The following is a 19,851-nucleotide window of genomic DNA, read 5'->3' on the forward strand; positions in this document are numbered from 1 at the left end:
CGATCGGGCCTTCCTGAGGGCCGGCTGCCGGTCGGCCGGTGCTTCGCGGGCCCGGTGACCTGGTGGTCCGTACCCGGGACGACGGGTGGTGCGGACGGCTACGAACTGCGGCGGGGCCCGGGGCCCTCGCCGGTCGAGCCGGTCGCGTGCTGCCGCCCGGGGCCGGCCGTCGACCCGCCGTGGCGCTCCGTGCGCACCGGCGGCCCGGGGTCGTGGCCGGCCCGGGGTGGTGGCGCGGTGTTCTCCATCGCCCGTTGCACCGCCCGGTAGATCCGGCCGAAGCGCAGCGCGTCGCCGGTGCGCAGCAGCAGCACCGGCCGCCCATGCCAGCGGACCCACAGCTCACGCTGCCGGCTGCCCTGGTCGTAGGAGCGGTCCAGGCGGTCGAAGAGGAAGTCGGCGACCGGCCCGACGGCCAGCCCGACCAGCACCGACGCGCCGACGATGGCGAGCGTGACGGTGGGGGAGCGGTGTAGCCAGACCGCCACCGCGATGCCGATCACCGCAGCCACCAGCGGGCCGGCCAGGGCGGCGCCGATCGCCCCCCGTCCGGCGAGCACCCGCCAGGAGCGGTCGCCCCGGCGGTGCCAGACCAGGCCGATCTCGGCCAGCGGAAAGGCGCGACCGTCGACCCGGATGGCGGTGGAGGTGACCTGCACCGACCGGTCGTCGTAATACGTGATCATGGCGGGACTCCCGGGCGCGGGTGGCGAACACCAGACTACGTACCCCAACGATCCGGGTCGTAAGGTTGGCACGACTTCGACGAGGAAGTAGGGGTGGCGTGAGCGAGTTCGTGCGGTTGGAGACCAGGGACGGCATCGGCACCATCCGGCTGGAGCGGCCGCCGATGAACGCGCTCAACAAGCAGGTCCAGGAGGAGTTGCGGGCCGCCGCGACGGCCGCCTCCGCCGACCCGGGCGTCCGCGCCGTCATCGTGTACGGCGGGGAGAAGGTCTTCGCCGCCGGCGCCGACATCAAGGAGATGGCCGACATGTCCTACGTGGACATGGCGGAGCGGGCCGCCGACCTGTCCAGCGCCGTCGGCGCGCTCGCCCGGATCCCCAAGCCGGTGGTCGCCGCGATCACCGGCTACGCCCTCGGTGGCGGCTGTGAGCTGGCGCTGGCCTGTGACTGGCGGGTGGTGGCCGAGGACGCCAAGCTCGGCCAGCCGGAGATCAAACTCGGCGTCATCCCCGGTGCGGGCGGCACCCAGCGGCTGGCCCGGCTGGTCGGCCCGGCCCGCGCCAAGGATCTGATCATGTCGGGCCGGATGGTGGACGCGGCGGAGGCGCTGCGGATCGGGCTGGCGGACCGGGTCGCCCCGGCCGCCGAGGTCTACGACACCGCCGTCGCGCTGGTGCGGCCGTACCTGACCGGGCCGGTGCAGGCGTTGCGGGCGGCGAAGCTGGCGGTCGACGCCGGCCTGGACATGGACCTGACCTCCGGGCTGGCGTGGGAGAGCCAGCTCTTCGCCGCGCTCTTCGCCACCGACGACCGGCGCGAGGGGATGGCCGCGTTCGTCGAGAAGCGCAAGCCGGACTTCACCGGCCGCTGACCCGTCCCGCCCCGGGCCGCGCTCCTGCTGGTCCGGGGCGGACGCCCGGCGCGATGGTGGTGCCGCCGACGCCGTGCCGGGAGGTGTTCACATCCCGCCTACCGGCCAGTAGCGTGTGACTCCGGTCAGCGGACGAGGGAGCGGCGATGACGGAACGGGTCGAGGGCCACGGCGGAGCGCTGGCGTTGGCGGCACTGCGGGCGCACGGCGTACGGGAGATGTTCACCCTCTCCGGCGGGCACGTCTTCCCGCTCTACGACGCCGCGCACACCACCGGCTTCCCGATCTACGACGTCCGGCACGAGCAGTCCGCCGTCTTCGCCGCCGAGGCGGTGGCCAAGCTTCAGCGCCGCCCCGGCCTCGCCGTACTCACCGCCGGCCCCGGCGTCACCAACGGCATCTCGGGCCTGACCAGCGCCTTCTTCAACGCCTCACCGGTGCTGGTGCTGGGCGGCCGGGCCCCGCAGTTCCGCTGGGGTTCCGGCAGCCTCCAGGAGATGGACCACCTGCCGCTGGTCGCCCCCGTCACCAAGCACGCCGAGACGGTGTTCACCGCCGACGACATCCCCCGCGCGGTCTCCGCCGCGTTGACCACCGCGCTCACCCCGCACCGGGGCCCGGTCTTCCTCGACTTCCCGCTGGAGGCGATCTTCTCCGTCGGCGACACCGAACTGGCCGCCCCGACCGCCGTCGCCCCGGTCGAACCCGACCCGGACGAGGTGACGAAGGCGGCCCGGTTGATCGCCGCCGCCGACCGTCCGGTGATCATCGCCGGTTCCGACGTGTACGCCGGGGACGCCGTCGCCGCGCTCCGCGAGGCCGCCGAGGCGTTGCAGGTGCCGGTCTTCACCAACGGCATGGGCCGCGGCGCGCTCCCGCCGCAGCACCCGCTCGCCTTCGCCAAGGCCCGCCGGGTCGCCCTCGGCGACGCGGACGTGGTGGTCGTCGTCGGCACCCCGCTGGACTTCCGGCTCAGTTTCGGCGACTTCGGCGACGCGGCGGTGGTGCACGTCGTCGACGCCCCCACCCAGCGGGCCGGGCACGTCCAGCCCGCCGCCAGCCCCGCCGGTGACCTGCGGCTGATCCTGTCCGCCTTCGCCGACCACACCGGCGACCGGGCCGACCACGCCGACTGGATCGCCCGGCTGCGCACCGCCGAGGACGCGGCACGGGCCCGTGACGCCGCCGAGATGGCCGCCGACACCGACCCGATCCGCCCGGCCCGGGTCTACGGCGAGCTGCGCCGGGCCCTCGCCCCGGACGCGATCACCATCGGCGACGGCGGCGACTTCGTCTCGTACGCCGGGCGCTACCTGGAGCCGTCGCAGCCCGGCACCTGGCTCGACCCCGGCCCGTACGGCTGCCTGGGCACCGGGATGGGCTACGCGATGGGGGCCCGGGTCAGCCACCCCGACCGGCAGGTCTGCGTGCTGATGGGCGACGGCGCGGCCGGTTTCTCGCTGATGGACGTCGAGTCGCTGGTCCGGCAGCGGCTGCCGGTGGTGATCGTGGTCGGCAACAACGGCATCTGGGGGCTGGAGAAGCACCCGATGCGGGCCATGTACGGCTACGACGTCGCCGCCGACCTGCAGCCCGAGCTGCGCTACGACAGGGTGGTCGAGGCGCTCGGCGGGGCCGGGGAGACGGTGGCGAAGGCCGCCGACCTCGGCCCGGCGCTGGGGCGGGCGTTCGACGCCGGGGTGCCGTACCTGGTCAACGTGCTCACCGACCCGGCCGACGCGTACCCGCGCTCGTCCAACCTGGCCTGACCACCCGGCGCGCGACCGTCGTCGGACCCGGCGGCGGTCGCGTTCTGCCGAGCGGATAAATCGGCGGAATGTCAGCGGCGACACACGTAACGTCAGACCCCTCGCTCATCGTTGGACGATCCAGCGATAACGACGGGAGTTCTGATGACATTCGCCATCCGCGCCGAGGGGCTGGTGCGCCGGTTCGGTGCCACCACCGCCCTGGCCGGGGTCGACCTTGAGGTGCCCACCGGGACGGTCTTCGGGCTGCTCGGCCCCAACGGCGCCGGCAAGACCACCGCGGTACGGGTGCTCGCCACCCTGCTCACCGCCGACGCGGGCCACGCCACGGTCGGCGGGTACGACGTCCGCCGCGACGCCCACCAGGTCCGCCAGCTGATCGGCCTCACCGGCCAGTACGCCTCGGTCGACGAGAACCTGACCGGCACCGAGAACATGCTGCTCATCGGCCGGCTGCTGGGCCTGTCCCGGCGCGACGCCCGGGACCGGGCCGCCGAGCTGCTGGCCGGGTTCCAGCTCACCGACGCCGCCGGCCGGGCCGCGAAGACCTACTCCGGCGGGATGCGCCGGCGGCTCGACCTGGCGGCCAGCCTGGTCGGTCGGCCGCAGGTGCTCTTCCTCGACGAGCCGACCACCGGTCTCGACCCGCGCAGCCGCAACGACCTGTGGGACATCGTCCGGGGCCTGGTCGCCGATGGGGTGACCGTGCTGCTGACCACGCAGTACCTGGAGGAGGCCGACCAGTTGGCCGACGAGATCGCCGTGGTCGACCACGGTCGGGTGATCGCCCAGGGCACCCCGGAGGAGCTGAAGGCCAAGACCGGCGGCCAGGTGCTGACGGTCCGGCCGGTCGAGGCCACCGACCTGGCCACCGTGCTCGCCGTCGTCGGCGAGGTGACCGGGGTCGACCCGGAGGTCGTCCAGACCACGGTCAGCGCGCCGGTCAACGGTCCGGGCGCGTTGCCCGCCGTGGTGCGCCGGCTCGACGACGCCGAGGTGCAGGTCGCCGAGCTGGCCCTGCGCGGGTCCAGCCTCGACGAGGTGTTCCTCTCCCTCACCGGCCACCGCGCCGAGGACACCGCCGACACCGCCGACCTCGCCGACACCGCTGACGCCCTGGAAGGGAGCCCGGCATGACCGCCGTGACCGTCGCCGCCCCGTCGGCCCGACCCGTACCGGCCCGCCGGCTCAGCCCGGCCGCCGGTCTGCGGCACACCGGCACGCTGGCCTGGCGCAGCCTGGTGCAGATCAAACACAACCCGATGGAGCTGCTCGACCTGAGCATCCAACCGGTGATGTTCGTGTTGCTCTTCACGTACGTCTTCGGTGGGGCGATCTCGGGCAGCCCGGGGGAATATCTCACCTTCGCGCTGCCCGGCATCATCGTGCAGAACGCCTTCTTCGCCACCATGACCACCGGTTTCGGGCTGAACCAGGATCTCACCAAGGGCGTCTTCGACCGGCTGCGGTCGCTGCCGGTGGCCCGGTGGTCCCCGCTCGCCGGCCGGATCGTCGCCGACACGGTCAAGCAGGCGTGGTCGTTGTCGCTGCTGCTCGGCGTCGGGATGATCCTCGGCTTCCGGCTCGGCAACGGCCTGCTCGGCCTGCTCGCCGCGTTCGCCCTGCTGCTGGTCTTCTCGCTGGCCGCCGCCTGGATGTCGGTGCTGGTCGGGGTGCTGGTCAGTGAGCCGGACAAGGTGCAGATCTTCGGCTTCACGGTGATCTTCCCGCTGAGCTTCACCAGCAACGCCTTCGTGCCGACCGAGACGATGCCGTCCTGGCTCCAGCACTGGGTCGAGGTGAACCCGGTGACCATCCTGGCGAACGCGCTGCGCGGCCTGCTGGTCGGCGGGCCGGTCGCCGGGCCGGTGCTCCAGTCGCTGCTCTGGGCGGTCGTCATCGCCGCCGTCTTCGCCCCGCTCGCGGTCAGGGGTCTACGCCGTCGGTTGTGACCGGGGTGGCGACGTTGGGGGTCACCCGGTGTGTTCGGGTGACCCCGGCGGGGGTCAGATCTCGGGCCGGTCGCCCTCGCGGGGTCGTTCGCCGTCGTGCGGTGCGGCGTCCTGTCGGGTCGGCGGGTGGTCGGCGGGCGGGGTGTCCTCCCGTGGCGGCGCACCGTCGCGGGGGCGCTTCCCGTCGTGCCGGCGCAGGTCGTCCTCCCGGCGGCGGAGGTCCTCCTCCCAGCGCTGGAAGAGGGCGTTGTCGTCCCGGCGGGCGCGTTCGTCGATCGACTTCAGGAACTCGGGGTCGTCGTCAGGCGCGACGGGTCGTCGGGAGCCGGTGCCGGACGGCCATCCGCCGCGTCGGTCACCCGTGGGGGCGGGTCGACCGGCGAGGAACCAGGCGATCGAGCCGACCAACGGGAAGACCAGGATGACCAGGACCCAGGCGAACCGGGGCAGCCCCCGGATCCCCTCGTCCTCCGCGGAGAGGCAACTGATCAGCGCACCGGCGGCGAGCACCACCTGGAGCAGGAACAACACCACATAGAGCCGGGCCATGCCCCCATCATGGCGCAGCCGTGCGCGTCACCACACCCCACGCAGCACCAGCGCCACGCACAGCAGTGCCAGACCGGTCGTGCCGAGGGCCATCAGCGGTACGGCGTGGGTGTCGATCCGGGCCTGCCGGCGGCCGGTGGCCCGCCCCCAGCCCACCACCAGCGTCGCCCACCAGGTCGCCACGGTGACCCCGGCCAGCAGGGCACCGGCGGTGTCGCCGGTCAGCGCCAACCGGACCGCCAGCACGGTCACCACCGTGTACGCCAGCCCCATGCGCCGCCAGGCCAGCCGGGTGCGCTCCGGTTGCAGGCCGGGATCGCGGGTGCCGTCCCCGCCCGCCGGCACCCCGGTCACCCGCTCACCCCGCGCGCCAGGACCGCCACCACCAGCAGCAGCGCGCCCACCGCCACGATCAGGGCGAGGACGGCCGGGAAGCGGGAGGCCGGCAGGCGTTCGCCGAGCCGGATGGCCCGTTCGGTGCGGGACCAGTGGTCCACCGCCCGGACGGCGACGGTCGCGCCGAGCAGCAGCAGCGCCACGGCGATCGCCTCCCGCAGGTGGCGCAGTGGCAGCGGCGGGAGGAACTGGGCGGCGGCCAGCCCGCCCGCGATCAGCGCCAGCCCGGTGCGCAGCCAGGCCAGGAAGGTCCGTTCGTTGGCCAGCGAGAAGCGGTAGTCGGGGGTGCTGCCCACGGAGTTGAGGTCCGACGGGTCGAACCACCGTCTGATCGCCTGCCACACGACGCCGATTATCCGCTTTACCGTCGACATAGCCTGGAGCGATGACCGATCTTGATGCCTCCACCCTGCGCGACACCTACGACCGGCAGCTCCGGCCGGAGATCCCCGACCCGGTCCCGGCCGGCGTGACCGTCGAACACGACGGCCCGCTGGTGCGCGTCCTGGGTCTGGACCATGGCGGTTTCCTCACCTACCGCACCCTGGACGGGCTGGTCGGGGAGGACCTGGATGCGCTGATCGCCCGGCAGGTCGAGCTGTTCCGGCAGCGCGGCGAGTCGGTGGAGTGGAAGCACAACACCCACGACGAGCCCGCCGACCTGCCGGACCGGCTGCGCGCCGCCGGCTTCGTGCCGGAGGATCGGGAGACCGTGCTGATCGGGCCGGTCGCGCCGCTGGCGGGTGCCGTGCCGGTGCTCCCCGAGGGGGTACGGCTGCGCGAGGTCACCGGTCTGGTCGACCTGGAGCGGATCGCCGCGATGGAGGAGGAGGTCTGGCGCAGCGACCGTTCCCACCTGGTCACCGGGCTGGCCCGGGAGATCGAGGCGGACCCGCAGTCGATCACGGTGGTGGTGGCCGAGGCGGGGGAGACGGTGGTCAGCGCCGGTTGGGTGCGCTACCTCAACGGCACCGGCTTCGCCAGCCTGTGGGGCGGTTCGACGCTCGAACAGTGGCGGCGGCGGGGCATCTACCGGGCGCTGGTGGCCTACCGGGCCCGGCTGGCCGACCAGCGGGGCAAGACGTTGTTGCAGGTGGACGCCTCGGAGGACAGCAGGCCGATCCTGGAGCGACTCGGCTTCGTACCGGTCACCACGACCACCCCCTACGTCTACACTCCGTGATGATGGAGCAGCGGCTGACGGACGACGAGCAGCAGGTTCTCAAGACGGGCGCCTTCGGGGCGGTCTTCCTGGTGTCGAACGCCGATCCGGGCGTGTTCGCGATGATCCGGGAGAGCTTCGCCGCGTCCGGGGCGTTCGCCGGGGCCAGTGGCCTGGTGAAGGAGGCGCTGACCGCGGGCGGGCTGCCCCGGCTGCCCCGGGACTCGGCGCTGGAGATCGAGTCGGTGGTGCTGCCGGCGTTGGGGCGTGCGGTGGACATCCTGCGGGAGAAGTCGCCGGCCGACCTGTCGGCGTACCGCGAGCTGGTGGTGACGGCGGCGGAGCAGGTGGCCAGTGCGCACCGGGGGGTGACGCCGGCCGAGGCGGACGCCATCGAGCGGATCAGGACCGCCCTGGCCGGGCCCGTCGAGCCGGCCTGATCGGGTCGCGTGTGCCCGGTCGCGCCGGGCTGGCCCGGGGCCGGGTCGGCGGCCCTGATCGACCCCGAGGTCGCCGGTCCGGGGTGGTCGGTCGTGCTGGTGCCGACCGGTTCCTGCGGTTCACCGCTGTCGACGTCCGCCGCCGCCCCGACGAGGTCGTGGCCCAACTCTCGGTGGGTGGTCAGGTTCGAGGGGTGGGCTGTCGGCTCTGCGTCAGGGTGCGCCTGTCGCGGTGAGCTGTGTCACCGCGGGTGACCCGGAGGGTTAACCTACTGGCAGGTAACATTGCGTTCGTGGGCAACTGCACAGCAGCCCGCGGTTGACCGGGTGTCAACGACGCGCAAAGCTCCGCCCTTAACCGGGCGAGCAGATCGCACACCACCAACAGGAGGGTTGTCGAATCGCGATGAACATCGTCGTACTCGTCAAGCAGGTGCCTGATTCGGGCGCGGACCGCAACCTGCGTGCTGACGACAACACCGTCGACCGCGGTTCGGCGAACAACGTCATCAACGAGATGGACGAGTACGCCATCGAGGAGGCGCTGAAGATCAAGGAGGCGCACGGTGGCGAGGTCACCATCCTGACCATGGGGCCCGACCGGGCCACCGAATCGATCCGCAAGGCGCTCTCCATGGGCCCCGACGCCGCCGTGCACGTCCTCGACGACGCCCTGCACGGGTCCTGCGCGGTGGCCACCTCGAAGGTGCTCGCCGCCGCCCTCGGGCAGCTGGGCGCCGACCTGGTGATCTGCGGCGCCGAGTCGACCGACGGCCGGGTCCAGGTCATGCCGCACATGCTCGCCGAGCGGTTGGGGGTCGCCGCGCTGACCGGTGCCCGCAAGCTCACCGTCGACGGCGGCACGCTGACCGTGGAGCGGCAGACCGAGGAGGGCTACGAGGTGGTCACCGCCTCGACCCCGGCCGTGGTCTCCGTCTGGGACACCATCAACGAGCCGCGCTACCCCTCCTTCAAGGGCATCATGGCCGCCAAGAAGAAGCCGGTGAAGACGCTGTCCCTGGCCGACCTGGGCGTCGCGCCGACCGAGGTGGGTTTCGAGGGCGCGACCAGCGCCGTCGTCGAGCACACCAGGCGTCCGCCGCGCTCCGGCGGCGCCAAGATCACCGACGAGGGCGAGGGCGGCGTCAAGCTGGTCGAGTTCCTCGCCACCGAGAAGTTCGTCTGAGGGGTCTGAACATGGCTGAGGTACTCGTCGTCGTCGAAGCCACCAGGGAGTTCGGCGTCAAGAAGGTCACCCTGGAAATGCTGACCCTCGCCCGCGGGCTGGGCACCCCGAGCGCCGTGGTGCTCGGCGGCGCCGGTGCCGCCGACGCGCTGAGCGCCAAGCTCGGCGAGTACGGCGCGGAGAAGATCTACGCCGCCGAGAGCGAGGAGATCGACGGTCACCTGGTCGCCCCCAAGGCGACCGTGCTGGCCGAACTGGTCAACCGGGTGCAGCCGGCCGCCGTCCTGCTGGCCTCGGCCCAGGAGGGCAAGGAGATCGCCGCCCGGCTGGCCGTCAAGCTGGACAACGGCATTCTGACCGACGTGGTCGGCCTCGACGCCGACGGCACCGCCACCCAGGTCGCCTTCGCCGGCTCCACCATCGTCAAGTCCAAGGTCACCAAGGGCCTGCCGCTGGTCACCGTACGGCCGAACTCGGTCACCCCGACGCCGGCGGCGGCCACCCCGGCCGTCGAGCAGCTCACCGTCGCGGTCACCGACACCGACAAGCTGGCGAAGGTCGTCGAGCGGGTCGCCGAGCAGAAGGGCTCCCGCCCCGAGCTGACCGAGGCCGGCATCGTCGTCTCCGGCGGTCGCGGCGTCGGCAACGCCGACAACTTCAAGCTGGTCGAGGAGCTGGCCGACCTGCTCGGCGGTGCCGTCGGGGCGTCCCGCGCGGCGGTCGACTCCGGTTACTACCCGCACCAGTTCCAGGTCGGGCAGACCGGCAAGACCGTCTCCCCGCAGCTCTACGTCGCGCTGGGCATCTCCGGTGCGATCCAGCACCGGGCCGGCATGCAGACCTCGAAGACGATCGTCGCCGTGAACAAGGACGGCGAGGCCCCGATCTTCGAGCTGGCCGACTACGGCGTGGTGGGCGACCTGTTCAAGATCGTGCCGCAGGCCGCCGAGGAGATCCGCAAGCGTAAGTGACCCGACCCGGGTCCGCACTGGAGCCGCCGTCCGGTCCGCCCGGGCGGCGGCTCCGTCGTGGTGCCGGGTCTGGCGTGGTGCCCGGTCCCGGCGTGGTGACGGGCGGGCGGCGGCGCTGCCCGGCGATCCGGCCGGCGCCGAATTGCGCAACGACCCGGAAGACGGGGGCACGACCCCGGTTCCGGCCGTGGTGAGGGGAGCTGATCGGCGGGCCGGGGAGCTGAACCGGCCCACCGATCAGCCCGTCAGGGTGCCCCTCAGCAGGCTGTCGCCGGAGTGGGCGGGCTTGTTGTCGTACTGCTCGGCGGAGACGTCGACCACCGAGTACGCCTGGAGATCCACATTCGGGGGCAGGGGCAGCAGCGCATCACCCGAGCTGCCCCGCAGCACACCCACCGAGAACATCTCCATGCTCGTCGGATTGATCAGCCAGACCTCGTAGTACCCCGCAACGTCCGGGAGATTCGCGACGTGCAGATGCAGTCGGCCGTCGGCGAAGACCCGGGCGTCACCGTTGGCGTCCTTCGGCGTGCTGCCGTACGCGGCCAGTGGTGCGCTGGCCAGCACCTCCTGCCGGGGTGTGGAGTCCCGGTCACCGAGGACGGCGACGGTGCCGAGCACCGCGATCGCCGCGGCGGCGGTCGCCGAGACGACCGTGGTCGCCCAGCGGGGCCACCGTCGGGACCGGCCCGCCGGTCGTGCGGCGGCCCGCCCGCTGCCCGGGGACGACTGCCGCCGCCGGGAACCCGGCCGGTCGCCGGTCACCGCCGACAGCTGCCGGTACGCCGGGTCGACGTCGTCACCGGTCGCCGGCTGTGCCGGCACGGGACGTACCCCCGTCGGGTCGGGCCCGAGATCCTGACGGTGGGCCTGCGCCGACGACGGCGCCTGCGCCACGGCGTCGAGTTCGGCCAGGATGCCCGCCCAGAGGTGGGCCGGCGGGTCGGGCAGGTCGTGCAGGCCCTGGGTCTGCGCGCCCAGCCCGGCGACGTGCCGGAGGGTGTCCAGCTCGCCCCGGCAGGTCACGCAGCCGCCGAGGTGGTCGGTCTCACCGTGGTCCGCTTCGCTCTCACCGAGCGCCAGAAAGACCAGCCGGTCGTGGTCCAGGTGCTGCACCGTCCACCTCCCATCTGCGTTTCAAGCTCGCCATGCCCCGTCTGATGTGGCTCTTGACCGTGCCCAACGGCACTCCGGTCACCGTCGCGATCTGCTGGTGGGTCAGGTCGTCGTAGAAGGCCAGCTCCAACATCCGCCGTTGGTCGTCCGGGAGCCGGGCCAGCTCGTCGGCGACCACCAGCCGGTCGACCACTGTGTCCGGGTCCCCGCCGGTGGCGACCGGCTCGGGCAGTTGCCGGACCGTCTCCACCACCCGCATCTCCCGGGCCGAGGCGCGCAGCCGGTCGATCACCTTGCGCCGGCCGATGCCGAGCAGCCAACCGATCAGTGAACCCTTGGCCGGGTCGAAGGTGTCCCGCCCCAACCAGGCGGCGACGAACGTCGCCTGGGTCACGTCCTCCGCGTCGCTGCGGTTGGCCAGCGTGCTGGTGGCCAGGTGGTGCACGGCCCGGCCGTACCGGTCGTACGCCTCCCGCAGCGCGCTCTCGTCACCCGCCCGGAAGCGCGCGGCCAACTCGTCGGGGGGTGGGGGTTCGGGTTCCTGGCCTGCTGTTCCCACCGCTGTCACCGGGCGGGTCGCCTTCCCTGGGGCATGCCCGACTGTAACGCCCACAGCCTCCGCCCCACTCTCCCGGTCCGTGTTCGCCTCCACTCGTCTCACCTGCTCTTCGTCGCCGGGGGCGGCCCCGGATGCACCCCGGACGAAGAAAAAGAAAGTGGTGTCCGGCTGCATCCGGCGGTGCGACGGGTGGCGTAACCCGTTCTGCAAGCCAGACCTGACGAACCAGCACCAATCACCAGGAGGCAGACATGCAGCTCGCTATCTTCCGTCGGGTCGCCGCAGGCGGCGCGGTGGCCGCCCTGGCCTTCGCGGGCGTCGGCGCCGCGACCACGACCCCGGCGTACGCCGCCTCGTCCAAGGTCTCCGTCGTGCACGGCATCCCGGACACCCCGGTCGACGTCTACGTCAACGGCGAGAAGACCCTCGACAACTTCAAGCCCGGTGACGTGGCCGGCCCGCTGACCCTGCCCGAGGGCGAGTACGACATCGCGCTGACCAAGCCGGGTGAGCCGGTCGGCAGCGCGATCCTCAAGGTCGACGACGCCAAGGTGCCCGGTGGCGCCAACATCAGCCTCGCCGCGCACCTCAGCGCGGACGGCAAGCCGCAGATCACCCCCTTCGTCAACGACACCGCCAAGCTGGCCGCCGGCAAGGCCCGACTGATCGTCCGGCACACCGCCGCCGCCCCGGCGGTCGACGTCCGGGCCGGTGGCAAGCCGGTCTTCGAGGACCTCACCAACCCGAAGGAGGCCAAGGCGGACGTCGACGCGGGCACGGTCAAGGCCGACGTGGTACTGGCCGGCACCGACACCGTGGCGATCGGCCCGGCGGACCTCAACCTCAAGGAGGGCACCGCCACCATCGTCTACGCGATCGGCTCGGCCGAGGCCAAGAACCTCGACGTGGTCGCCCAGACCATCACCGGTCTGCACTCCGCCCCGGGCGGGGTGCCCAGCGGCACCGGCGGGCAGGCCGGCACCGGCGTCGACACCTGGTGGTACGTGCTGGCGGGCGCCGGCGTGCTGCTGCTGGTCGGCGGTGGGGCGCGGGTGGCCACCACCCGGACCGGTCGCCGGTGACGGTGCGACACCGCGGGGCGCTGGCGGCGATGGCCGCCGGCGTCGCCGCGCTCACCATCGCCACCGTCGTGGCCTGCGGATCGCAACCGGCCGACGACGTCGGCACCGACGAGGCCGCGGCCCTGGCCAGCAGCAACCCGCCGAGTCCGACGACCGGCACCGGCGGCGGCCCCTCGGTGCCGGTGACCGCCGGGGGCCTGCCGACCGACGAGCGGACCGTGCCGCCGGTGAAGCTGCGCATCCCGGCGATCGACGTCACCGCCACGGTCAACCCGGTGGGCGTCGACACCCGGACCGACGAGTTCGACGTCCCGCCGAGCGTGGACCAGATCGGCTGGTACCGGTACGGCCCCGGGCTGGAGACCGACGCCGGCTCGGTGGTGATCGCCGGCCACGTCGACAGCTCCGAGCAGGGCAAGGGGGCGTTCTTCCGGCTCCGCGAACTCGACCGGGGCGACACCCTCACCGCCACCGGCGCGGACGGGAAACAGCGGGCCTACCGGGTCGTCGCCCGCGAGGAGTACGCCAAGACGAAGATCCCACTGGACCGGTACTTCGCCCGGGACGGCAAGCCGCGCCTCACGTTGATCACCTGCGGTGGCCCGTTCGACCCGAAGACCCGGCACTACCGGGACAACATCGTCGTCACGGCCGTACCGGCCTGAGGCGCTGCCGTGCCTGGGGCGCTGCCGTGTCGGCCTGATGCGCTGCCGTGTCGGCCTCCGGACGGCCGCCGCGCCGGCGTACCCGCGTGCCGCCGTCCGGACGGCCGGTGATGCGCCGGTGGGTCGGCCCGGCTTCCAGTCGGACCGGGACCGAACCGGTCCTGGTCCGACCGGGTCGGGCCGGGCCACGCTTCGGCCTGGTCCGACCGGGTCGGGCCGGGCCACGCTTCGGCCTGGTCCGACCGGGTCGGGCCGGGCCACACTTCGGTACGGGGCGATCCGGCATCCGACGGTCCGTGCCCCGGCCGTTACGCTGAACAGTGATGGCATACCTGGATCACGCGGCGACCACCCCGATGCTCGACGAGGCGTTGGCGGCGTACGTCGCCACCGCCCGCGAGGTCGGCAACGCGTCGTCGTTGCACGCGACGGGCCGGCGTGCCCGGCGGCGGGTGGAGGAGTCCCGCGAGCGGGTGGCCGCGGTGCTGGGCGCCCGCCCCTCCGAGGTCATCTTCACCGGCGGCGGCACGGAGAGCGACAACCTCGCCGTGAAGGGCATCTTCTGGGCCAGGCGGGCAGCCCGGCCCGACCGGGTCCGGGTGGTCTCCAGCGCCGTCGAGCACCACGCCGTCCTCGACGCGGTCGACTGGCTCGCCGACCACGAAGCCGCCGAGGTCGCCTGGCTGCCCACGGACGCCGCCGGCAAGCTCGACCCGGAACGACTGCGCACCGAGCTGGCCGAGCACGCCGAGCGGGTCGCCGTGGTGACCGCGATGTGGGCCAACAACGAGGTCGGCACCGTGCAGCCGGTGGCCGCGCTGGCCGCCGTGGCCGCCGAACACGGGGTGCCGTTGCACACCGACGCCGTGCAGGCGGTCGGCCAGGTCCCCGTCGACTTCGCGGCCAGCGGGGTCGCCGCGCTCACCGTGACCGGGCACAAGCTAGGCGGCCCGACCGGGGTCGGCGCGCTGCTGCTCGCCCGGGACGTCGCCGCCACCCCGCTGCTGCACGGCGGCGGGCAGGAACGCGACGTCCGCTCCGGCACCCTGGACACCGCCGGCATCGTCGCCTTCGCGGTCGCCGTCGAAACGGCGGTCAAGGGCCAGCAGGAGTACGCCGCCCGGGTAGCCGCGCTCCGCGACGACCTGGTCCGACGGGTCCGGGAGGCGGTGCCCGAAGTGGTGTTCAACGGCGACCCCGTCGACCGGCTGCCCGGCAACGCGCACTTCTCCTTCCCCGGTTGCGAGGGGGACGCCCTGCTGCTCCTGCTCGACGCCCAGGGCATCGCCTGCTCCACCGGCTCGGCCTGTTCGGCGGGGGTGGCCCAGCCCAGCCACGTACTCCTGGCGATGGGTGCCGACCACGACCGGGCCCGCTCCTCGTTGCGCTTCACCCTCGGCCACACCAGCACCTCCGCCGACGTCGACGCCCTCATCGCCGCCCTACCCGCCGCCGTCGACCGCGCCCGCCGAGCCGCCGCCCTCCGCACCCCCCGCTAACAGCGCTCGCTCCCGCTCCCGCCCCGCCCGCTCCCGCCCCGGCCCGCCCGCTCCCGCCCCGGCCCGCCCCGGTGATCAAGAGGTTTACGTCACCCGTCGGCCGGATTCTGACGCAAACCTCTTGATCACCCGCCCCTGCCGGCCCGGCCCCCTGCCGGCCCGGCCCCCTGCCGGCCCGGCCCCCTGCCGGCCCGGCCCCTGCCGGCCTCCACCCTCACCTGCCCGTGCAGGCCTTCCAGCCCGCCCCGTCGCGCGTGGGCGGTGGTGGTGTTCGGTGATCAAGAGGTTTAGGTCAGGAACGGGCGCTGGGATGACGCGAACCTCTTGATCACCGGGGCGAGGGCGAGGGCGGGGTGGGGCGAGGGTGGGGAGGGGAGGGCGGGACGGGGCGAGGGTGGGGGTGGGGTGGGTGGGTAGGGTTGGTGGGGGAGAAGGGGTGTGGCTGGTGAGGGTTCTGGCGGCGATGTCGGGCGGGGTGGACTCCGCTGTGGCGGCGGCGCGGGCGGTGGACGCCGGGCACGACGTGACCGGGGTGCACCTGGCGTTGTCCCGTAACCCGCAGACCTTCCGGACCGGGGCCCGGGGGTGCTGCACGCTGGAGGACTCCCGGGACGCGCGGCGGGCTGCCGACGTGATCGGCATCCCCTTCTACGTGTGGGACATGGCCGAGCGGTTCCACGCCGACGTGGTGGACGACTTCGTCGCGGAGTACGCGGCCGGGCGTACCCCGAATCCGTGTCTGCGCTGCAACGAGAAGATCAAGTTCGCGGCGGTGCTGGACCGGGCGGTGGCGCTGGGCTTCGACGCGGTGGTCACCGGTCACCATGCCCGGCTCGGCCCGGACGGGCTGCTGCGCCGCAGTGTCGACCTCGCCAAGGACCAGTCGTACGTGCTGGCGGTGTTGACCCGCGCGCAGCTCGACCGGTCGGTGTTCCCGCTCGGTGACGCCACCAAGGCGGAGGTCCGCGCCGAGGCGGCCCGGCGTGACCTGGCGGTCGCCGAGAAGCCCGACTCGCACGACATCTGCTTCATCGCCGACGGCGACACCCGGGGTTTCCTCGCCGGGCGGCTCGGCGAGGCGCCCGGCGAGGTGGTCGACGCGTCCACCGGCGAGGTGGTCGGCAGTCACACCGGCGCGTACGCCTACACGGTGGGCCAGCGGCGCGGCCTGCACCTGGACCGGCCCGCCCCGGACGGGCGGCCGCGTTACGTGCTCTCCATCACCCCCAAGACCAACACGGTCACCGTCGGACCCGCCGAGGCGCTGGAGGTTTCCGTGGTCCGCGCCAGCCGTCCGGTCTGGACCGGTGGTGCGCGGCCGACCGCGCCGATCGAGTGTGAGGTGCAGTTGCGGGCGCACGGCGACGTCGTACCGGCCACGGTGAGCGTTGACGGCGACACGCTCGTCGCCGAGCTGCGCCGTCCCGTGCGCGGGGTGGCCGCCGGGCAGGCCGTCGTGGCGTACCGGCCGGATCCGGCCGGTGACGTGGTGCTCGGCTCCGCCACCATCACCGGCTGATCCGCCCACGACGGGGTGCCGTCGGGCTGACCGTCGGTCGGGTGGGTCGCTGCTGAACTGACCGTCGGTCGGGTGGGTCGGCGGGGGCCGGTTACCCTTCGGCGGTGACTCGACAGCAGCTCTGGCCCTGGCCGGCGGGCGCGGCGACCGGCATCGGTTCGCTGCCCGGCACCGACATCGCCGAGGCGCAACGGATCGTCATCGGTGAACTGCCCGCCCTACCGCACCTGCCCGAGTTGCCCGCCCGGGGGCCGGGCGCCGACCTGATCGGGCGTACCGGCGGGTTGCTCGTGGAATTGCCGGTGGAGCTGTACGCCGCCCGTTGGCGGATCGCCCCCCGCCCCGGTCGGGACCTGCGCCGATCCCGGGACCTGCTGGAACGTGACCTCGACCAGCTCGCCGAGCAGGCCGAGGCGTACGCCGGGCCGGTGAAGGTGCAGGCGGCGGGACCGTTCACCCTGGCCACGGCGGTGGAGTTGCCGATCGGCGGGCGGCTGCTGCGCGACCCGGGTGCGGTGCGGGAGCTGACCGCGTCCCTGGCGGAGGGGCTGCGGCTGCACGTCGAGGCGGTGGCCCGCCGGCTGCCCCGGGCCTCGGTGCTGCTCCAACTCGACGAGCCGTCGCTGCCGGCGGCGCTCGCCGGCCGGGTCCGCACCGAGAGCGGTCTGGGCACCTACCGGCCGGTCGACACCACCGTCGCCCGTTCCCTGCTGAGCGAGGTGATCAAGGCGGCCGGGGTGCCGACGGTGGTGCACTGCTGCGCCCCGGACGTGCCGTTGGAGCTGCTGCGCACCGCCGGGGCGGTCGGGGTGGCGCTGGACCTCGCCCTGCTCACCGACCTGGACCCGTTGGGCGAGGCGATCGACGCCGGTCTCGGCCTGCTGGCCGGGGTGGCGCCGACGCAGCCGCCGTCGGCCGGCCGCGCGCCGACGTCGGCCCAGCTCGCCGATCGGGTACGCGGACTCTGGGACCGCCTCGGCTTTCCGCGCCGTCAGCTCGCCGAGCAGGTGGTGGTCACCCCGGCCTGCGGTCTCGCCGGAGCCGGCCCGGAGTACGCCCGCGCGGTGCTCACCGCCTGCCGGGACGCCGCCCGCCGGCTGCACGAGGAGTGAGGGTTTTCCGTCGTACCGGGTGGGCAGGATGACGGTCATGATTGGAAAACTGCGTACCGTCGCCATCGACTGTCCCGATCCGCGGGCCCTGGCCGGTTTCTACGCCGAGCTGCTCGGTCTGCCCCTGGTCGAGGCGGACTCCGACGGCAACGAGTGGGTCGTGCTGGGCGGTCCGCTCGGGCAGCAGCCCCGGCTCGCCTTCCAACAGGCAACCGACCTGATTCCCCCGGCCTGGCCTGATCCGGCGCGTCCGCAGCAGGTCCACCTCGACGTCACGGTCGACGACATCGAGGTGGCCGAGAAGGCGGCGCTCGCCCTGGGCGCCCGGCGGCTGCCCGGCGAGGGGGAGGGTTTCCGGGTGTACGCCGACCCGGTGGGCCACCCGTTCTGCCTCTGCTGGGACTGATGCCTTCCGCCGCCGGACGGGCAGCGGCGGGTGCCGCCGTGGCGCTGCCCGGCCGGCGGCGTCCGGGGTGCCGGGGTGGCCTGGGCGGGGCATGATCGGGTCGTGATCGACTCCTCGCTCCGTCGCGCCTCCGGTTCGCTGTTCGGGCTCGCCTACGGCGATGCGCTCGGCAAGCCGACCGAGTTCCTGTCCGTGCCCGAGATCCACCGCCGGTACGGCCCGGCGGGGCCACGGGAACTGGTCGGCGATCCGGTGCTGGTCACCGACGACACCCAGATGGCGCTCGCGGTGGCGTGGGCCCTGCACGACGCACCCGGGTACACCCCGGAGGCCGTCGAACCGTTGCTGCGTCGGCGCTTCCTGGACTGGGCCGCCAGCCCGGAGAACAACCGGGCACCGGGGATGACCTGCCTGCGGGCCTGCGGCGAGCTGGGTCGGGGGCTGCCCTGGCAGCAGGCGACGGTGGTCGACTCCAAGGGGTGCGGCGCGAACATGCGGGTCACCCCGGTCGGCCTGCTCGACATCGACCTGGACACCCTCGCCGGGCTGTCCCAGCTCCAGGCCGGCCTCACCCACGGCCACCCCACCGGCCTGGCCGCCAGTGAGCTGACCGCGTACGCGGTGCGGGTGCTGTGCGACGGCGCGGCGCTGACGGAGCTGCCCGGCCTGCTGACCGACCGGGCCCGCGACCAGCGCCACACGTACCGCGACGACTGGTTGGGTGACCTGTGGCGGCGGTGCGGGGCGGACTCCCCGGCGGAGTTCATCGCCACCGGCTGGGACGAGTGCCGGTCGGCGCTGGAGCGGCTCGACGCCGCGCTGCGCCGACCGGACGACGGGGGAGACCCGTGCCGGTACACGGGCGAGGGCTGGATCGCCGAGGAGGCGCTCGCCACCGCGCTGCTCTGCGTCCGGTGGCACCCCGACGACCCGGTGGCCGCGCTCGGCCGGGGCGCGACCACTGCGGGTGACTCGGATTCGATCGCCGCGTTGGCCGGCGCGTTCCTCGGCGCGGCCTACGGGCTGTCCGGCTGGCCGCCTGCCTGGTCCACCCGCATCGAGTACGCCGACCAGCTCGCCACCCTCGGCGCGGCCTGGGACTGACCCGCCCGCCCGGCCAGATGCCGCCAACCCGCCCGCCCGACCGCCGGGCCGGATGCCCGCCCGACCGCCGGGCCGGGATGCCGACCGCCGGGCCGGATGCCCGCCCGACCGCCGGGCCGGATGCCCGACCGCCCACCTGCCCGGCCGACCGCCCACCTGCCCGGCCGGCTGGATGCCGCCCGGCCGGCTGGATGCCGCGCCGTCGCGGTGTCGGTCACCACGACGGGAGCGCCGGGGGTGGTGCGGTGCTCAGGCCGGGCTGCGTCGCCCGTGCAGTCGCTTCACCCGCCGCCACAGGGCCGGGTCGCAGCTACCGGCCCGGCGGGAGAAGGCGTCGGCGGGGATACGCATCGGCTCGGCCAGATCCAGCCAGCTGTCGTGTTCGGCGTCCGGGTCCCAGTCCCGGGTCGGGATCGATACGTGGTCGTCCCGGTCGCTCTTGTCCTGGCTGGTGATCTTGAGGACCTCGATGCCCCGGTCGTCGGCGCGTACCACCAGGCAGGGGCGTACCTTCGAGCCGGTGCCGTCGTGGAACGGTACGTCCGCCCACCAGATGTCACCCGGGCGGGGCGTGCCGGTGGGGGTGCGGGGACGCGGTGGCGCGGTCGGTCGGGCCCGGTCCCGGGGCGGGGTGCCCCGCTCCGGTCGGGTGCGCCCGTCGCCACTCGACGGTCGCCCGCCCCGGCGTCGCCACTCGTTCCAGGCCCAGCCGGCGGCGACCGCCAGGACGATCAGCAGCCCCCACAGCAACCACTCCGGCATCGGTACCCCGCCTTCCTCCGGGCGGCCACCGCGCCGCCGACGTG

The 19,851-nt window shown here is 73.7% G+C and carries 21 protein-coding genes and 1 pseudogene; 15 read left to right on the forward strand and 7 right to left on the reverse strand.

What is annotated here, in order from left to right; translation table 11 throughout:
* Positions 1–98: 98 nt before the first annotated feature.
* A complete protein-coding gene (locus tag J7462_RS26510; protein WP_219467985.1) occupies positions 99–686 on the reverse strand; it encodes a DUF6232 family protein in 588 nt (195 codons plus the stop codon).
* Positions 687–784: 98 nt separating this feature from the next.
* On the opposite strand from J7462_RS26510, the gene J7462_RS26515 reads away from it, so the two are divergent.
* From J7462_RS26515 to J7462_RS26530, 4 genes are all read left to right on the forward strand, one after another.
* Complete coding sequence (locus tag J7462_RS26515; protein ID WP_219467988.1) at positions 785–1,558, forward strand: enoyl-CoA hydratase-related protein; 774 nt, start codon at positions 785–787, stop codon at positions 1,556–1,558.
* 146 nt (positions 1,559–1,704) lie between these two features.
* A complete protein-coding gene (locus tag J7462_RS26520) occupies positions 1,705–3,327 on the forward strand; it encodes an acetolactate synthase (protein ID WP_219467990.1) in 1,623 nt (540 codons plus the stop codon).
* A gap of 144 nt (positions 3,328–3,471) precedes the next feature.
* Positions 3,472–4,464 carry an ATP-binding cassette domain-containing protein gene (locus J7462_RS26525; RefSeq protein WP_219467993.1) on the forward strand — a complete coding sequence of 331 codons (993 nt, stop codon included), beginning with the start codon at positions 3,472–3,474 and terminating at the stop codon, positions 4,462–4,464.
* Entirely contained in the window at positions 4,461–5,279 is an 819-nt protein-coding gene (locus J7462_RS26530) for an ABC transporter permease (protein WP_208567323.1), read from the forward strand. Before J7462_RS26525 ends, J7462_RS26530 begins: the two co-directional genes overlap by 4 nt.
* A gap of 159 nt (positions 5,280–5,438) precedes the next feature.
* Here J7462_RS26530 and J7462_RS26535 read toward each other — a convergent pair.
* The 3 genes and pseudogenes from J7462_RS26535 to J7462_RS26545 form a co-directional block, all read right to left on the reverse strand.
* A pseudogene (locus tag J7462_RS26535) lies at positions 5,439–5,828 on the reverse strand (PLD nuclease N-terminal domain-containing protein); the annotation flags it as partial.
* 27 nt (positions 5,829–5,855) lie between these two features.
* Entirely contained in the window at positions 5,856–6,182 is a 327-nt protein-coding gene (locus J7462_RS26540) for a DUF202 domain-containing protein (protein WP_307799210.1), read from the reverse strand.
* On the reverse strand, positions 6,179–6,598 hold the full coding sequence (locus J7462_RS26545) for a DUF202 domain-containing protein (protein ID WP_244252306.1): 420 nt from the start codon (positions 6,596–6,598) through the stop codon (positions 6,179–6,181). Before J7462_RS26545 ends, J7462_RS26540 begins: the two co-directional genes overlap by 4 nt.
* 11 nt (positions 6,599–6,609) lie before the next feature.
* Between J7462_RS26545 and J7462_RS26550 the strand changes: the two genes are divergently transcribed.
* From J7462_RS26550 to J7462_RS26565, 4 genes are all read left to right on the forward strand, one after another.
* On the forward strand, positions 6,610–7,407 hold the full coding sequence (locus J7462_RS26550) for a GNAT family N-acetyltransferase (RefSeq protein WP_219467998.1): 798 nt from the start codon (positions 6,610–6,612) through the stop codon (positions 7,405–7,407).
* Between the two features lie 2 nt (positions 7,408–7,409).
* Entirely contained in the window at positions 7,410–7,826 is a 417-nt protein-coding gene (locus J7462_RS26555) for a hypothetical protein (RefSeq protein WP_219468001.1), read from the forward strand.
* A gap of 406 nt (positions 7,827–8,232) precedes the next feature.
* Positions 8,233–9,012 (forward strand): electron transfer flavoprotein subunit beta/FixA family protein, encoded by a 780-nt coding sequence (locus J7462_RS26560; RefSeq protein WP_208567318.1) that lies wholly within the window; start codon positions 8,233–8,235, stop codon positions 9,010–9,012.
* Positions 9,013–9,023: 11 nt separating this feature from the next.
* Positions 9,024–9,983 carry an electron transfer flavoprotein subunit alpha/FixB family protein gene (locus J7462_RS26565; RefSeq protein WP_208567317.1) on the forward strand — a complete coding sequence of 320 codons (960 nt, stop codon included), beginning with the start codon at positions 9,024–9,026 and terminating at the stop codon, positions 9,981–9,983.
* Positions 9,984–10,220: 237 nt separating this feature from the next.
* On the opposite strand, the gene J7462_RS26570 is transcribed toward J7462_RS26565, so the two are convergent.
* On the reverse strand, positions 10,221–11,099 hold the full coding sequence (locus J7462_RS26570; RefSeq protein WP_219468004.1) for an anti-sigma factor: 879 nt from the start codon (positions 11,097–11,099) through the stop codon (positions 10,221–10,223).
* Complete coding sequence (locus J7462_RS26575; RefSeq protein ID WP_208567315.1) at positions 11,053–11,658, reverse strand: RNA polymerase sigma factor; 606 nt, start codon at positions 11,656–11,658, stop codon at positions 11,053–11,055. Before J7462_RS26575 ends, J7462_RS26570 begins: the two co-directional genes overlap by 47 nt.
* A 251-nt stretch (positions 11,659–11,909) precedes the next feature.
* On the opposite strand from J7462_RS26575, the gene J7462_RS26580 reads away from it, so the two are divergent.
* The 7 genes from J7462_RS26580 to J7462_RS26610 all read left to right on the forward strand — a co-directional run bounded on the left by J7462_RS26580 (position 11,910) and on the right by J7462_RS26610 (position 19,045).
* Positions 11,910–12,740 (forward strand): DUF4397 domain-containing protein, encoded by an 831-nt coding sequence (locus J7462_RS26580; protein WP_208567314.1) that lies wholly within the window; start codon positions 11,910–11,912, stop codon positions 12,738–12,740.
* A complete protein-coding gene (locus tag J7462_RS26585; RefSeq protein ID WP_208567313.1) occupies positions 12,737–13,405 on the forward strand; it encodes a class F sortase in 669 nt (222 codons plus the stop codon). The genes J7462_RS26580 and J7462_RS26585 overlap by 4 nt, the downstream gene beginning before the upstream one ends.
* A 323-nt stretch (positions 13,406–13,728) precedes the next feature.
* A complete protein-coding gene (locus J7462_RS26590) occupies positions 13,729–14,904 on the forward strand; it encodes a cysteine desulfurase family protein (protein WP_208567312.1) in 1,176 nt (391 codons plus the stop codon).
* Positions 14,905–15,349: 445 nt separating this feature from the next.
* Positions 15,350–16,423, forward strand: coding sequence for a tRNA 2-thiouridine(34) synthase MnmA (gene mnmA, locus J7462_RS26595; RefSeq protein WP_219468006.1), 1,074 nt, complete (start codon positions 15,350–15,352; stop codon positions 16,421–16,423).
* A 104-nt stretch (positions 16,424–16,527) separates the two neighbouring features.
* Complete coding sequence (locus tag J7462_RS26600; RefSeq protein ID WP_219468009.1) at positions 16,528–17,535, forward strand: methionine synthase; 1,008 nt, start codon at positions 16,528–16,530, stop codon at positions 17,533–17,535.
* 37 nt (positions 17,536–17,572) lie between these two features.
* A complete protein-coding gene (locus tag J7462_RS26605; RefSeq protein WP_208567309.1) occupies positions 17,573–17,941 on the forward strand; it encodes a VOC family protein in 369 nt (122 codons plus the stop codon).
* A 102-nt stretch (positions 17,942–18,043) separates the two neighbouring features.
* Complete coding sequence (locus tag J7462_RS26610; RefSeq protein ID WP_219468013.1) at positions 18,044–19,045, forward strand: ADP-ribosylglycohydrolase family protein; 1,002 nt, start codon at positions 18,044–18,046, stop codon at positions 19,043–19,045.
* Between the two features lie 249 nt (positions 19,046–19,294).
* On the opposite strand, the gene J7462_RS26615 is transcribed toward J7462_RS26610, so the two are convergent.
* Complete coding sequence (locus tag J7462_RS26615) at positions 19,295–19,807, reverse strand: type II toxin-antitoxin system PemK/MazF family toxin (protein ID WP_219468016.1); 513 nt, start codon at positions 19,805–19,807, stop codon at positions 19,295–19,297.
* Between the last annotated feature and the right edge of the window lie 44 nt (positions 19,808–19,851).

Source organism: Micromonospora sp. RL09-050-HVF-A (assembly GCF_019374995.1).
In the GTDB taxonomy this organism is placed as follows: Bacteria; Actinomycetota; Actinomycetes; order Mycobacteriales; family Micromonosporaceae; genus Micromonospora; species Micromonospora antibiotica.